The 14,533-nt window shown below is 57.8% G+C and carries 12 protein-coding genes and 2 tRNA genes; 5 read left to right on the top strand and 9 right to left on the bottom strand.

Annotated features, from left to right (window positions below; genetic code table 11):
* The first annotated feature begins 110 nt into the window (after window positions 1-110).
* From zwf to ACR0M2_RS05880, 4 genes are all read left to right on the top strand, one after another.
* The gene (gene zwf / locus ACR0M2_RS05895; protein WP_170348855.1) at window positions 111-1,565 is read left to right on the top strand and encodes a glucose-6-phosphate dehydrogenase; all 1,455 of its coding nucleotides are present in this window, start codon (window positions 111-113) and stop codon (window positions 1,563-1,565) included.
* The gene (pgl, locus tag ACR0M2_RS05890) at window positions 1,562-2,233 is read left to right on the top strand and encodes a 6-phosphogluconolactonase (protein WP_170348854.1); all 672 of its coding nucleotides are present in this window, start codon (window positions 1,562-1,564) and stop codon (window positions 2,231-2,233) included. Before zwf ends, pgl begins: the two co-directional genes overlap by 4 nt.
* A 5-nt stretch (window positions 2,234-2,238) precedes the next feature.
* A complete protein-coding gene (pgi, locus tag ACR0M2_RS05885; RefSeq protein WP_480704274.1) occupies window positions 2,239-3,849 on the top strand; it encodes a glucose-6-phosphate isomerase in 1,611 nt (536 codons plus the stop codon).
* 147 nt (window positions 3,850-3,996) lie between these two features.
* On the top strand, window positions 3,997-5,616 hold the full coding sequence (locus tag ACR0M2_RS05880; protein WP_480704273.1) for a long-chain-fatty-acid--CoA ligase: 1,620 nt from the start codon (window positions 3,997-3,999) through the stop codon (window positions 5,614-5,616).
* Window positions 5,617-5,635: 19 nt separating this feature from the next.
* Here ACR0M2_RS05880 and ACR0M2_RS05875 read toward each other — a convergent pair.
* The 3 genes from ACR0M2_RS05875 to ACR0M2_RS05865 form a co-directional block, all read right to left on the bottom strand.
* Window positions 5,636-5,710 (bottom strand) — tRNA-Asn (locus tag ACR0M2_RS05875).
* Window positions 5,711-5,830: 120 nt separating this feature from the next.
* A tRNA-Asn gene (locus ACR0M2_RS05870) sits at window positions 5,831-5,905 on the bottom strand.
* Window positions 5,906-5,982: 77 nt separating this feature from the next.
* Window positions 5,983-6,897 (bottom strand): MBL fold metallo-hydrolase, encoded by a 915-nt coding sequence (locus ACR0M2_RS05865; RefSeq protein WP_480704272.1) that lies wholly within the window; start codon window positions 6,895-6,897, stop codon window positions 5,983-5,985.
* A gap of 44 nt (window positions 6,898-6,941) precedes the next feature.
* Between ACR0M2_RS05865 and ACR0M2_RS05860 the strand changes: the two genes are divergently transcribed.
* Complete coding sequence (locus tag ACR0M2_RS05860; protein ID WP_480704271.1) at window positions 6,942-8,261, top strand: ATP-binding protein; 1,320 nt, start codon at window positions 6,942-6,944, stop codon at window positions 8,259-8,261.
* On the opposite strand, the gene ACR0M2_RS05855 is transcribed toward ACR0M2_RS05860, so the two are convergent.
* From ACR0M2_RS05855 to ACR0M2_RS05830, 6 genes are all read right to left on the bottom strand, one after another.
* A complete protein-coding gene (locus ACR0M2_RS05855; protein WP_480646845.1) occupies window positions 8,248-9,177 on the bottom strand; it encodes a hypothetical protein in 930 nt (309 codons plus the stop codon). The two genes, ACR0M2_RS05860 and ACR0M2_RS05855, sit on opposite strands and share 14 nt — an antisense overlap.
* Before the next feature lie 7 nt (window positions 9,178-9,184).
* The gene (locus tag ACR0M2_RS05850) at window positions 9,185-10,498 is read right to left on the bottom strand and encodes a TRAP transporter large permease (RefSeq protein ID WP_170348848.1); all 1,314 of its coding nucleotides are present in this window, start codon (window positions 10,496-10,498) and stop codon (window positions 9,185-9,187) included.
* A 4-nt stretch (window positions 10,499-10,502) separates the two neighbouring features.
* Window positions 10,503-11,036, bottom strand: a complete 534-nt coding sequence (locus tag ACR0M2_RS05845; RefSeq protein WP_170348847.1) for a TRAP transporter small permease — start codon at window positions 11,034-11,036, stop codon at window positions 10,503-10,505.
* Window positions 11,037-11,105: 69 nt separating this feature from the next.
* Window positions 11,106-12,083 (bottom strand): TRAP transporter substrate-binding protein, encoded by a 978-nt coding sequence (locus ACR0M2_RS05840; RefSeq protein ID WP_480704270.1) that lies wholly within the window; start codon window positions 12,081-12,083, stop codon window positions 11,106-11,108.
* A gap of 50 nt (window positions 12,084-12,133) precedes the next feature.
* Window positions 12,134-13,384 (bottom strand): NAD(P)/FAD-dependent oxidoreductase, encoded by a 1,251-nt coding sequence (locus ACR0M2_RS05835; RefSeq protein WP_480704269.1) that lies wholly within the window; start codon window positions 13,382-13,384, stop codon window positions 12,134-12,136.
* Window positions 13,381-14,514, bottom strand: a complete 1,134-nt coding sequence (locus ACR0M2_RS05830) for an enolase C-terminal domain-like protein (RefSeq protein WP_480704268.1) — start codon at window positions 14,512-14,514, stop codon at window positions 13,381-13,383. Before ACR0M2_RS05830 ends, ACR0M2_RS05835 begins: the two co-directional genes overlap by 4 nt.
* Between the last annotated feature and the right edge of the window lie 19 nt (window positions 14,515-14,533).

Genomic DNA, 14,533 nt, shown 5'->3' with positions numbered 1-14,533 from the left:
TTAGTTAAGGGTGCCACGGCCGACCTGACAGAGTTTTGATGATGGGAGAAAGTGTAATTTTGTTTGCGCTAACATTGGACATGTCCTCAGGGGTAAGGTAAGGGAAACGCATGGTTTCTCGCGTCATCCCCGTCGACCCGTTCGATCTGGTCATTTTTGGCAGTACCGGCGATCTTGCGCAGCGTAAAATCCTGCCGGCGCTGTTCCGTCGCTATTGTGCCGGACAATGGCCCGAGGATGTTCAGATCATTGGTGCCGCCAGATCGGAATTGGACAGCGATGCGTTTCGGGATGTGGTCGCGCAATCGTTGCGCGAACATGCGCCCGCGCATTGTGCGGATGCCAAGGCATTGAATGCGTTCTTACAACGGGTTGATTATGTCGCGTTAGATGCGCTTACGGATGAGGGGTGGGGTCAGCTTGCAGCGAAGCTCACAATTGATCGGGTACGGGCGTTCTATTTCTCGGTTGGGCCGCGCCTGTTCGGACCGCTGGCCGAACGGATCAAAGCTAATGATCTGGCCACGACCCAGACACGGATCGTTGTCGAAAAACCCTTTGGTCATGATCTGGGCAGCGCGCAGGCGTTGAATGCGACGCTAGCGGCACATTTCTCCGAAGGGCAGATTTACCGGATCGACCATTATCTGGGCAAAGAAACCGTTCAGAACCTGATGGCCGTTCGGTTTGGCAACATGCTTTTCGAACCATTGTGGAACAGTCAGTATGTCGACCACATCCAGATCACCGTGGCCGAATCCGTCGGCATTGACGGGCGCGAAGAGTATTATGAGCGCGCAGGCGCCATGCGTGACATGGTGCAGAACCACCTGATGCAACTGCTCTGCCTGATCGCGATGGAACCGCCGGCCAAGTTCGACCCCGACGCGGTACGGGACGAAAAGCTCAAGGTGATCCGCGCATTGGACCCGGTCGAGCCGCACCACATTGTGCGCGGTCAGTTTGAAGGTGGGCTGAGTGGACGCAGCTATCGGGATACTGTTGGTAATCCACGTTCGACCACGGAAAGCTATGTGGCGCTGCGGGCTCACGTCAGTAACTGGCGGTGGGCGGGTACACCGTTTTATTTGCGCACAGGCAAAAGGCTTGTTGCGCGATCTTCGGTGATCAATGTGATGTTCAAAGACGCGCCGCATTCGATCTTTGGCGCAGATGCCGGGCGCCATGCCAACGTTTTGTCGATCCGCCTGCAGCCGAACGAAGGCATCACGCTGAAGGTGACAATCAAGGAACCGGGGCAGGGTGGGATGCGCCTGGTCGACGTGCCTCTGGACATGAGTTTTGCCGAGGCATTGGGGCCCGAAAACCAGGACCCGCCGGACGCTTATGAGCGTTTGGTGATGGACGTGATCCGCGGCAACCAAACCCTGTTTATGCGCGGAGATGAGGTCGAGGCCGCATGGGCCTGGACCGATCCGATCATCGCGGGCTGGCAGGCGCGCGGGGATGTTCCCAAACCTTATGAAAGCGGCAGCACTGGCCCGGGCGACGCCGAGCTGCTGATGAAACGAGACGGTCGCCGCTGGCAAGGGATAAACCCATGAACATACAGGAATACGCCGACCGGGATATGCTGGCCATCGACGTTGCAAACGTGCTGGCAGGTGAATTGGAATCCGCCTTGCTGCATCACGACTTTGCCTCATTGGCTGTCCCCGGAGGCACGACGCCCGGCCCGATGTTTGATGTTCTGTGCGCGGCGGATTTGGAATGGGACCGGGTGTGGGTTCTGCCCACCGATGAACGCTGTGTGCCGGGTGATCACGACCGCTCGAACGAGCGTCTGATCCGCGAGCGGTTGCTGACAAATCGGGCGTCGGTGGCGCAATATATACCTCTGTATGTGCCGGGGAAGGAGCCCGAAGATGTCTTGCCGGAAATCGAAAGCCTGATCACTCCGATCCGGCCTTTGTCGGTGCTGGTATTGGGAATGGGCGAGGATATGCACACCGCGTCCCTGTTCCCGGGTATGGATGGGCTTGAGGCCGCGTTGGGCGGTCACGCGCGTCCTCTGGCGGTGGCACGGACCGAGGTTCAGCCGGAACCCCGTATCACGCTGACTGCGCCTGTTTTGGATGGTGCCTTGTCAAAACACCTGATCATTTTCGGGAACGCGAAACGGGATGCTTTGGAACGGTCCATGTCCCTGCCACCGGAAGAGGCCCCCATCGCAGCGGTGCTGAGTGGCATGACCGTACACTGGGCGGAGTAGACGCTATGCAACTGGAGACACTCAAAGCACTGGCAGCAGAACGGAAGGGGCAGCCCATTCTGGGTCTGTTCAGTAAGGATGCAAACCGGGCGCAGGGGTATTCGGCCTCAACCGGTGACCTGCTCTTTGATTACTCGAAAACCAGTATTGACGCGGACATCCGTGTCGCTTTGATCGGGCTGTGCGATACGGCGGGTCTGGCGGAACGGCGCGACGCCATGTTCTCGGGTGCCAAGATCAACGAAACCGAAGGGCGCGCGGTATTGCACACGGCGTTGCGTAACCTGGATGGCGGACCAGTTGAGGTCGACGGTCTGGATGTGATGCCTGACGTGCTGGACACGCTGCACCGGATGCGGGTTTTCGCCGAAGAGGTGCGCGGCGGCGCGATTTCCGGGACAGGTGGCAGCTTTACCGACGTCGTGAATATCGGCATCGGCGGCTCGGATCTTGGGCCAGTGATGGCCACGCACGCGTTGGCCCCGTATCACGACGGGCCAAACCTGCACTATGTGTCCAATGTCGATGGTGCGCATATCGCGGATACGCTGCGCCCACTTGACCCGACCCGGACGCTGGTGATTGTCGCATCCAAGACATTCACCACCATTGAAACCATGACCAACGCCCGGACCGCCCGTGCCTGGTTAACGGATGGCGGTGGCGATTGTGGAAAACAGTTCGCAGCCGTGTCGTGTGCGGTAGATAAGACCGATGCCTTTGGTATCGCCCAAGATCACGTATTTGGTTTTGCCGATTGGGTAGGGGGGCGCTATTCGGTCTGGGGGCCGGTTGGGCTACCGGTGATGATCGCCGTCGGTTCGAACGCGTTTGATGCCTTTCTGCGCGGGGGACAGGCGATGGACGTCCATTTCCGCGCTGCTGACTGGATCGAGAACATGCCGGTAATGCTGGCTCTGGTTGGGGTCTGGCACCGCCAGGTTCTGGGATATACCAGCCGCGCGGTTCTGCCCTATGATCAACGGCTGCTGCGTCTTCCCGCCTATTTCCAACAGCTTGAGATGGAGTCGAACGGTAAATCCGTTGCAATGAACGGCAGCGCCTTGACCATGCCTTCGGGGCCTGTGGTTTGGGGTGAACCGGGCACCAATGGCCAGCACGCCTTTTACCAGTTGATCCATCAGGGCACCGATGTGATCCCCTGCGAATTCATGGTGGCCGCCGAAGGGCACGAGCCCGAACTTACCCACCACCACCGCCTTTTGCTGGCCAATTGTCTGGCCCAATCCGAAGCGCTGATGCGCGGCCGGTCGTTGGATGAGGCGCGGCAGCGCATGGCCGAACAAGGGTTGGCCGGTGAGGAACTTGAACGTCAGGCCCGTCATCGTGTGTTCCCGGGCAACCGGCCGTCCTCGACCCTGATTTATCCGAAGCTCACACCGTATATGCTAGGCCAAATCATCGCCTTGTACGAACACCGTGTTTTCGTCGAAGGGGTTCTGCTGGGGATCAATTCGTTCGACCAATGGGGGGTGGAACTGGGCAAGGAATTGGCGACCTCGCTGGGTCCGATAGTGGATGGTGAGGTTAGCACTGACGGCAAGGATGGCTCGACCGCTTCGCTGGTTGCTTATGCGCTAAAACACCGCGATTGAGGGTTCGATTTTACCACCTGCCGCAACGGTAAATCGCATTCTTTTATTGTCAGACAATTAAATGCTTGGCAGGCTCTGCCTAAGGAAAAGCCATATCGCCCGATGTGATTGCGGGCACAAAGTGGCACCGCCATAGGGAGAACGCCCATGCTGGGACAGATGATGACGCAGCCCTTGCTGATCTCGTCGCTAATTGATCACGCCGACCGCTTTCACGGTCAGACTGAGATTTATTCGGTTGAAACCGATGGCACAGTTAGCCATAGCAGTTGGTCGCAAGTGGCAAAAAACGCGCGGAAACTGGCCTCGGCACTGTCCAAGTTGGGATTGGAACCACAGACGCGGATTGCGACGCTGGCTTGGAATAATCGGCGGCATCTTGAGATCTACTATGCCACTTCCGGGGCGGGGTTCGTTTGCCACACCGTCAACCCGCGACTGTTTCCCGAACAGCTGACGTATATCATCAACCATGCACAGGATCGGGTCCTGTTTTTCGACGCAACCTTTATTCCTTTGGTCGCAGCCCTGCACGAGCATTTGCCCGATGTTCAACATTTCGTCCTGATGGGGCCAAGAAACGATGACGCAATTGCGCAGATACCGGGTGTGCAATTTTACGACGATCTGATCGAGACCGGTGAGGCCAGTTTTGAATGGCCGAGCTTTGACGAAAACACTGCATCCGGCCTGTGTTACACATCTGGCACAACCGGCAATCCAAAGGGGGTGTTGTATTCGCATCGCTCCACCGTGCTGCACAGTTTCGGATCGAACACACGCGACGTTATCGGGTTTTCGGCGATGGATGTGGTCATGCCGGTGGTTCCGATGTTCCATGTAAACGCCTGGGGGTCCCCATATGCTTGCGCCATGTCGGGATCGCGGATGGTGTTGCCGGGGCCGGGTTTGCATGGTGAGGCGCTGGTGAATCTGATCGACACTTACGGCGTCACTCTGGCCATGGGCGTGCCGACGATCTGGCAAGGGCTGCTGGCTTTTGCCGAGCAGTCTGGCAGCAAGCTGGCCAGCCTGCAGCGGACGGTGATCGGCGGGGCCGCGTGCCCGCCTTCGATGATCGAAACCTTCCGCGAAACCTATGGTGTCGACACCATCCACGCCTGGGGGATGAGCGAGATGAGTCCGTTGGGGACCGCAAATCACCCTCTGGCCAAGCACTTTGACCTGCCGGAAGACGAGCAGCACGCCATTCGAGAAAGCCAGGGAAGGCCCTGTTATGGTGTCGATCTGAAGATCGTCGACGATGACGGCAATGATCTGCCGCATGACGGCGAAACCCAAGGTGATCTGCTGGTGCGCGGGCCGTGGATTCTGGACAGTTATTTCCAGATGCAAGATGAAGATTTGCTGCGGGATGGCTGGTTTGCCACTGGTGATGTCGCAACGTTGGACTCTGACGGCTATATGACCATCCGCGACCGGTCCAAGGACATCATCAAATCCGGGGGTGAGTGGATCAGTTCGGTCGAGTTAGAGAACATTGCCGTTGCGCATCCCAAATTGGCGACCGCAGCCGTGGTTGGCGTACCGCATCCAAAGTGGGACGAGCGCCCACTGCTGGTGGCCGTACGCGCCGAGGGGGAGGACCCAAGCGAAGAAGAGGTGCTGACATTTTATGACGGCAAAATCGCTAAATGGCAGGTGCCGGACAAGGTGGTGTTTGTGGATGCCTTGCCTCTGAACGCAACGGGTAAGGTTCTGAAACGTAACTTGCGCGCGGAATTCAAGGACGCCTTGGTGGGCTGATCTTAAAAAACGTGGGAAATGGCTCCGGCGGTAGGGATCGAACCTACGACCAATTGATTAACAGTCAACTGCTCTACCGCTGAGCTACGCCGGAACGGTCCGCGCCGTATAGCAACCAGTTTCTGCGGCGTCCAGAGGGCGCATAAGATTTTTCGTCGAAAAATCTTGCGCCGCAAACGACCTTTGGTGATGGGTATTTAAGGTGGGGAGGATTTGGCTCCGGCGGTAGGGATCGAACCTACGACCAATTGATTAACAGTCAACTGCTCTACCGCTGAGCTACGCCGGAACTGAGGGCCGTATAACAATCCCGATTTTTGCCGTCCAGAGGGGAATTCGACGTTTTCGAAAAAAAGTTCCGGCGGCTTAGGTTTGTCTGATGAAACGGGTGTCAGCTGACAGCTTTCCTTCGGAAGTGACCTGAGATTTCCCAATCAGATCAATCAAATGGGCGAAAACATTCCGTTCAGCAGCAGGCAAAAGGGCGGTCGGAGTGTCGACGTAAATTCGCTCGGCCAGTTCTCGGGCCGTACCGGGGTGATCTTCCAGCGCAGACAAAATCTGTGCTTCGCGTGTCAGGCGGTGATTGATCAGCCAGTCCAGCCGCGCTGCGGGATCGGCAATCGGCGCGCCATGCCCGGCGTGAAAGACGGCCCACTCGCGTGAGTCCAGACGATGGCAGGCCGCCATGAAATCCGTCAGGTCACCGTCTGGGGGCGAAACCAGTGAACTGGCCCATCCCATGACGTGATCACCCGTGAAACAGACGTCACCCCAGCCAAGCGCGATGTGATTTCCCAGATGGCCGGGGGTGTGAATCACCTCAAGCTGCCAGCCGTCGCCTGAGATCAAAGCCCCATCCGCAAGTTCGATGTCGGGGCGAAAGTTGGTGTCGATGCCTTCACCGCCACCCACTAAACCGCCCTCGGCCAGTTGAGTCATAACTGCACTACGCCCGGCCTCGGGCCCTCCAAAGGCCATGATCGGTGCTCCTGTACGATCCGCCAAGGGTTGGGCCAGCGGAGAGTGATCCAGATGGCTGTGGGTAACGATGATATGGCTGATCCGCTGTCCGGGTAGTAGTCCCGCCAGAATCGCATCCAGATGTTCATTGCTGAGCGGACCAGGGTCGATCACGGCAAGCTCGCTGCTGCCCACCAGATAAGTGTTGGTCCCGCGATATGTCATTGGGGATGGATTTGGCGCCAGAATACGCCGCAATCCCGGCTGCAGCTCAACCGCCGGGCCGGCGGGCGGATTGAAATCGTCAGGCGCCTGCATTCTGACCTCTTTCTCTTGTCGTAACAGCCCGTTAGGTTTAGCGCATGTCCGCGCTTTGGCTCAAACACTATATGCCGCGCAGCCTCTATGCCCGTGCTGCACTGATCCTGGTCCTGCCGGTGGTCGTGGTGTTGCTGGTGGTGGGGGTCGCGTTCCTGCAAAAACATCTGGAAGACGTCACGGCGCAAATGACACGCGCTGCTTCGCGCGAAGTGATGTTGATCACGGAAGTCATGGAAGAGACGGAAACGCAACAACAGGCGATGGCGGCTGTTCGGCTTGACCTGCAAGCGCTTGAAATGAAGGCCCGGTTTCTGGGCATTAACGACGAACCAAAGGTTGGTCACCGCCGTTGGTACGATTTCATTGCACCCCAGGTAGAGGCCGATCTGCGGGCCTTGCTTCCAGATTTGATTGCGGTTGCCTTGCCCAGCGGACAAGAGGCGCGGCTGTATCTGCAGACGGATCTGGGCATTCTACAGTTGACTTTTGATCGCCGTCGTCTGTCTCCGGTGGCGCCACACCAGTTGATCGTGACAATGGTGTTCTTTGCGGTTGTCATGACCACGATTTCTTTCCTGTATATGCGCAATCAATTGCGTCCGATCACTCGTCTGGCCGAGGCTGCGCAGGCCTTTGGTCGGGGCAGGGTGGTGCCGTATTCTCCTGGTGGTGCCATCGAAGTACGCGCGGCGGGCAGTGCTTTTCTGGATATGCGTGCCCGTATCGAGCGCCAGATGGAGCAGCGCACCATGATGCTGTCGGGGGTCAGTCACGATTTGCGCACACCGCTGACGCGTTTGAAACTTGGCCTTTCGATGTTGCCCGAGGATGAAGCGGCCCCTTTGCAGCAGGATGTCGATGAGATGCAATTGCTGCTGGATGCGTTCCTTGAGTTTTCTCGCGGTGCGGCCGAGGGCGCTCCGGAATCTGTCGATCCGAAGGTGCTGTTGGAGCAAATCGTCAAAGACGCGCGTCGTGCAGGGCATGAGGTCGATTTGATCTCGGTCGAGGGGGAAGGGACGGTCATGTTGCGTCCCACTGCCATACGGCGAGCCGTGGAAAACCTGATTGGAAACGCCGTGCGGTATGGCAATCGCGCGGATGTCAGCCTGTCCATCACACCCAAATCCCTGCGTATCCGGGTCGAGGATGACGGGCCAGGAATTCCACCTGAACAGCGATCCGAAGCGGTCAAACCGTTCGCGCGCCTTGATCCGGCGCGCAATCAGAATCAGGGTACCGGAGTGGGGTTGGGCCTTGCCATCGTTTCAGATATCGCGCGGGCCCATGGGGGCGTGGTGCGTCTGAGCAAAAGTGAGCGGCTGGGCGGCCTCTGCGCTGACATTATCATCGGTCGCTAACGACCCTGTACATGCGCTGCATCACCAGCGGAGTCAGGTACATCGGAATTTGATAGGCCCCGATGAACACCATGATCGGCGCAGTAACCTCGGGCGCTAAAGCCACGAAGAACAGCGCGATATTGCGGTTGCCTGCGATCAGCGACACTGCCGTCGACGCGGCTGTGGGCATACGAAGCCGGGTCAGTCGAAAACAGACGACCTGAACGCCAAAATTGGCCGCGCAGGCGAAGGTAATCCAAAGGAACGCTCGTTTCGGATCGGTCAGGATGACCTCGCTGACTGAGGGCATCAGACCAATGACGAAGAGAGCCAATGTGATGTTGGCAAGGCCTTCGAGCGCACTTTCTGTTGTGGGCGATGGGTCTCGCAACAGCGTTTTGCGAATAGCGACTGCGGTCAGCGTCACCAGCAGGATTGTGATTAGCAGTTTTAACGCGGCCCAAAGCACCGTATCGAATCCGCCCAGTTGCGGCGCGAACCAGAAAACCGGGGCTATGGTCATTGGCAGTACTGCAGTACCGATCACCAAAAGGCGGAGCGCGTATTCAGATGGGTGCCCCATCATCCGACACATATTTGGGCTGCCAGCGATGGAGGGAGCCGCGGTCATGACCAACAAGGCAAACAGGGTGGGGGTGTCGAGCCACCCGCCCAATGCACCGACCGTCAGAACTGTCAGGGGCATCGCAAGCTGTAGACCAAGAACTACCAAGACAACGCGGGGCAGATCACGCAGTGATCCGAATATGCGCGCGGGCTCCATTCGTAGCACGGTGACGAACAGCAACAGCACAACCATCGGCGGCAACAGCGACCGCATCGGTTGCGCCAACCCCGGCAGCAGCAACCCCGACAAAAGGCCCGCCAACAGAACATACGGTCCGTGGCGGGCAGCGATGTGCAGCGGGTTCAAAGGCAGGCTACCCGGTTGGGCCTTGCCGCAGGTTATTCGGTAGCCAAGTGGCCAAATCCGGGAACCAGATCAGGACGAAAACCATAACAACCATGATCAGGAACATCGGAATCGCAGCACGGGCGATATAGCTCATTTCATGATTGGTCATGCCCTGCATCACAAACAGGTTGAACCCGATAGGCGGCGTGATTTGCGCCATTTCGACCACGACGACGATAAAGATACCGAACCAGATCAGGTCGATTCCGGCGTCGCGGATCATAGGCTCGACCACAGCCATGGTCAGCACGACCGAGGAAATGCCATCCAGAAAACACCCAAGGATGATGTAGAACACAAGCAGCACCATCAGCAGTTCGAACCGCGTCAGTTCCCATCCGGCAATCAGATCGGCCAGACCGCGTGGCAGGCCGGTAAAGCCCATCGACAGCGACAGGAAAGCCGCGCCCGCAAGGATCAATGCGATCATCGCGCTGGTGCGAGTGGCCCCCATGAGGCTTTCAGTGAACGTCTTCCAGTTCAACGAACCCTGACCAGCGGCGAGCAACAGCCCTCCGATCACACCAAAGGCGGCGGCCTCGGTCGCGGTGGCATATCCCAGATACATCGAACCGATGACCACGACGATCAACAGGATCACAGGCAGCAAAAAGCGCGAGTTCTTGATCTTCTCGGCAAAGGTCAGTTTGTTTTCCTGGTTCGGGTTCCAGTCCTTGCCGATTTTGGAATAGATCGCGACATAGCCCATGAACATGCAAGCCAGCACCAGACCCGGCAGGATGCCAGCAAAGAACAGCTTGGTAATCGATTCATTGATGGTGACGCCATAAACGATCAGCGTCAGCGAAGGCGGGATCATCAGGCCCAGTGTCGCAGCACCCGTCAGAGTGCCGATGATCATGCGTTCGGGATAATTGCGCTTGCGCAGTTCTGGGATCGACATCTTGCCAACCGTGGTCAGCGTCGCCGCGGACGAGCCCGACACGGCGGCAAAGACCGTACAACCTACGATATTGGTATGCACCAGACCGCCGGGCAGGGGGGCCATCCACGGTGAAAGCCCCTTGAACATGTCTTCGGACAATCGCGTTCGATACAGGATTTCACCCATCCAGATAAACATCGGCAGCGCCGTCAGCGTCCATGAGGACGAGGCTGACCAGATGGTGGTGATCATGACGTCGCCGACGGGGCGAGTAGTGAACAGCTCCATCCCAACCCAGGCGACGCCCATCAGTGCCAGCCCGACCCAGACGCCGGTGCCCAACAGAGTGAATAGAACAAAGAGGAAGAGGATGATGATTGATGCGTTTTCCATGCTCTCACTCTCCGTGGCTTTGATCGGCAAGATCGCGGGTGATGCGGTGATCGCCGCGGAAGATCACGTGAATCAGATGATCAGTCAGGGCGATGGCCAGAATGACCGCGCCGATTAACATGGCCGATTGCGGTATCCAAAGCGCGGTTTTGTCCTGTCCCTGGCTGATATCGTTGAACTTCCAGCTCCAATAAACAAAGCGGTAGGCGTACCAGCAGAAGTACCACATGACGGCCGTGCCGATACCAAAACACCAAATCTCCAGCACCCGGCGAAATTTATCGGGCACCGCATTCAACAGGATCGACACGCGGATATGGCTGCCCCGGTTCAGCGCATTGGCAAAAGCCAGGAATGAGGCCGCGGCCATCGCATACCCGGCATAGTCGGGCGCGCCAGGGAATACCTCGCCGGTCCAACGGGCCAGCATCTGCACCACAATTAGAACCAGTATGGCGATAAGGCTCAACGCCGCTAGTACGCCTGCTGCCAGGTAGATGAAATCCAGTACGGACCGAAGCCCTCGTAACGCTGCCATACTGTCCCCGCTTTTCTTTTGGTTGGATAGAGAACGGGCGGCAGATCGCTGCCGCCCGCGTCCATTTGGTTATTGTTGCGCTTGGAAGGCGTCGACGATGGCTTTGCCTTCGTCCCCGGCGGCCTCGAGCCATTCATTGGTCATGGTGACGCCGATTTCTTTCAACTCGTTGGTCATCTGCTCGGACGCCGGACCAACGGTCATGCCGCCGTCACGCAAGCCTTGCAGGGTGAACCCGGTATATTCCTTGGCCCGCCAGTTCCCCGCATATTCCGCTAGTTCGGCGCAGGCGTTGATGACGTTCTTGTTCGCGTCAGACACGCCCGCCCAGATATCCGAGTTCACCATCACGTAGTTGCGCGGCAGCCAGGCATCTACTTCGTAGAAATAATCCAGGCTTTCCCAAACTTTGCGGTCATACCCGGTTGAGCCAGAAGATACCATGGAATCGGCAACGCCAGTGGCAAAGGCCTGGCTGATCTCGGCCGCTTCGATGGTCACCGGCAGCATTCCGGTCAGCTCGGCCAGACGTGACGTGGCGTTGTTGTACGAGCGGAACTTGATGCCTTTCATGTCAGCGACCGAGTTCACCTCGTCCTTAAAGTACAGCCCCTGCGGCGGCCACGGCACTGCATAAAGCAGCGTTAGGTTCTGTTCGGCCAACAGGTTCTCGATCGAGGGTTTTGCAGCATCCCAAAGCTTGGCGCTGTCGTCAAACGACGTTGCTAGGAAGGGGATCGAGTCAAAGCCGAACAATGCGTTTTCGTTCTGGTGGCCGGACAGCAGACGCTCTCCAATAGGGGCCTGGCCGGTCTGAATTGCGCGTTTGATATCCGCCCCTTTGAACAGGGAACCCGAAGGGTGGGTGACAATCTCGATTTCGCCGCCGGTACCGGTAGTCACGCATTTGGCGAATTCAGCACCTGTGGCCGAATGGAAGTTCGACGCCGAATAGGCCATCGGCATGTCCCATTTTTCAGCAGCGACCGGCAGGGCTGCAGCAGCGGTCAGTGCGGTTGCTGCCATAAGGCTCGTCAGTTTTTTCATTTTAGTCTCCCAGTTGGTATTGATTCTGCCGATGTTGTTCACCGGCTTTGCTAATTTGCGTATCGCGACGGGGCGTAAACGCTGACATCCGTGTTCGGAAGTCTGCCCGCGATCATTTGCGCCAAAAGACGCCCTGTTTTCGGCCCGCCCGTCAGACCGATGTGATGGTGGCCAAAACCCATATACGCGCCGTCAATCCCGGGAACTTCACCGATAACCGGTATCGAATCTGCGGGTGCGGGCCGGTGCCCCATCCATTCCACTTCATCCTTCCATGTCACACCCGGAAAAGCCGCCCGGGCATTCTTGCGCATCAATTCGAACGGCGCCTTCGAGGGTGGCGCGTCCAACCCGCCGAACTCAACAATCCCGGCCAGACGGATGCGACCCTCTAACGGAGTGGCGACGAATTTGCCTGACGCTACCATAACCGGGCTTTTCGGCATCGCGGAAGGTTCCACTAATTCAAGATGATACCCGCGTTCGCTTTCCAGAGGAACAGAAATGCCCAGCTGGTCAGCCAAGGGGCCGGACCAGACCCCCGCCGTTATAATAGCTGTGTCGCATGGGATGGTTGTACCGCCTGCGCGTACACCTGTAACTTTGCCGTTGTTCCGAACCACGTCTTCGACTGCAGCGCGAATAACTTTGCCTCCATTGTCCTCGACATGGGCGGCCAGATCTTTGACATAGCGCCCCGGATCAGTGATGTGGCCATGATCGGCAAGCCGGGCGGCAAACCCGAGGTCTTTGCTGAAAATCGGGTCATAAGCGTGAAAGGCTTCGCCTTCTAATTCGTCCCACGCAAAACCATGCTTGCGCCGGATGTCCCAGCCAAGTGCATCATTCTCAAAATGTTTCCGGTTTTCGTAAAGGAACAGATAGTCGGACGGGACAATCCACTTCTCGGCCCCGGTGCCGTGCGCCAGCGCCTTATGGTCATTCAGGCTATCGCCGACAATAGGCGTCAGCGCAGCAGCAATGCGTTCAACGTCGCTCGCGTTGGCATGTTTCAGATAGCGCAGTAGCCATGGCAACAGCTTGGGCACGTATCCCCATTTCAAGAACAGTGGCTGGGACGAATCAAACAACATCCTCGGGGCCTTTTGCAGCAGCCCCGGAACCGTGACTGGAATGATCGAGCAGGATGCCAGAACTCCGCCATTGCCGTGCGACGTACCCTCGCCAGGTCCAGCCTTGTCGATCAATATGACGTCATGCCCGTCACGTTGCAGCCAGACCGCTGTGGACACGCCAACAATACCGGCACCGATTATGGCAATGGTCTTGCGCTCACTCATGCCGCCACCGCCTTGGCCACGGCATAGTGGTTCAGCTTGTCCAGATCCGGTCGGCCACCAATCCCGGGCATGTCCGGCACGATGACTTGCCCGTTCTGTACCACGAAGGGGTCTTCCAGAATGTCTTCTTTCAGGAAATACGATGCCTGATAGAACTCGCATCCCAGCTTTATTTCGGGTGTTGCAGCGATCATGTGGGTTCCGGCCAGATGCGCCAGACCAGCCTCGAACATATCTCCACCATAGGAGCTGAGCCCATGAGCCGCAGCGATGCGGGCCACAGTCTGACCCCGGCTAAGCCCACCGGACTTCATGATCTTGACCGACACGCCATCGCATATGCCTTCTCGCGCGGCACGCTCCATATCCTCGGGGCCAAACACGCTTTCGTCGGCCAGCAAGGGCAGGTCGATCTGACCTCGCAGTTTGGCCATCATGCCATAGTGATGCGCCCGCACTGGTTGTTCGATGAAATCGGGTTTGAATTGAGCAACATCGCGTACCTGAGCAGGAGCATCCTCGATAGACAGACCTTGATTGTAATCCACGCGCACAGAAAACTCGGGGCAATGTTGCGCCAGATGTTCAAGCCGCATGATGTCGAACGCATGGTCCTTGAACCCGGTCTTCAGCTTGACGATGCGAACCCCGTCCTCGCGCAATTGCTCGAGTAGCGCAATGTCCTGCGCGAAATCAGGATTGGCGATCGAACAACTCAGCGGAATCGAGTCCCGGCATTTGCCACCCATCAGTGCCCAGACCGGCACGCCGCTGATACGCCCTGTCAGATCCAGCAAGGCGGTTTCCAGTGCGGCCTTGGCCTCGGTGCAATGTGCGACCGCATAGGCGACCTTGGCCATGATCCCAGCCCGATCTGCCACACGTGACCCAACAACCAACGGCCGGATATAACGATCCAGCGCTGCGTAAGTTGCTTCGGGTGTACCGGTAAAAACCGACCATGGCGACGCTTCGCCAAATCCTTCTGATCCGCCCTCTGAGGTCAGGCGCAAGATCACAATTTCGCAGCTGCCTTCGACCGAGCCGATTCCATGATCACGCCGTGATGTAACAGGCAGCTCAAGGTGCCAAAGGTCAAACCCTGTGATGGTTTGGTTCAAGTCGGTCATTGGTCCTCCGGTCGTTCGG

The sequence above is a fragment of the Ruegeria sp. BE10 genome (assembly GCF_056538905.1).
Note: the sequence above shows the minus strand (reverse complement) of the source record. Positions and strands in the feature narration are given on the sequence as shown.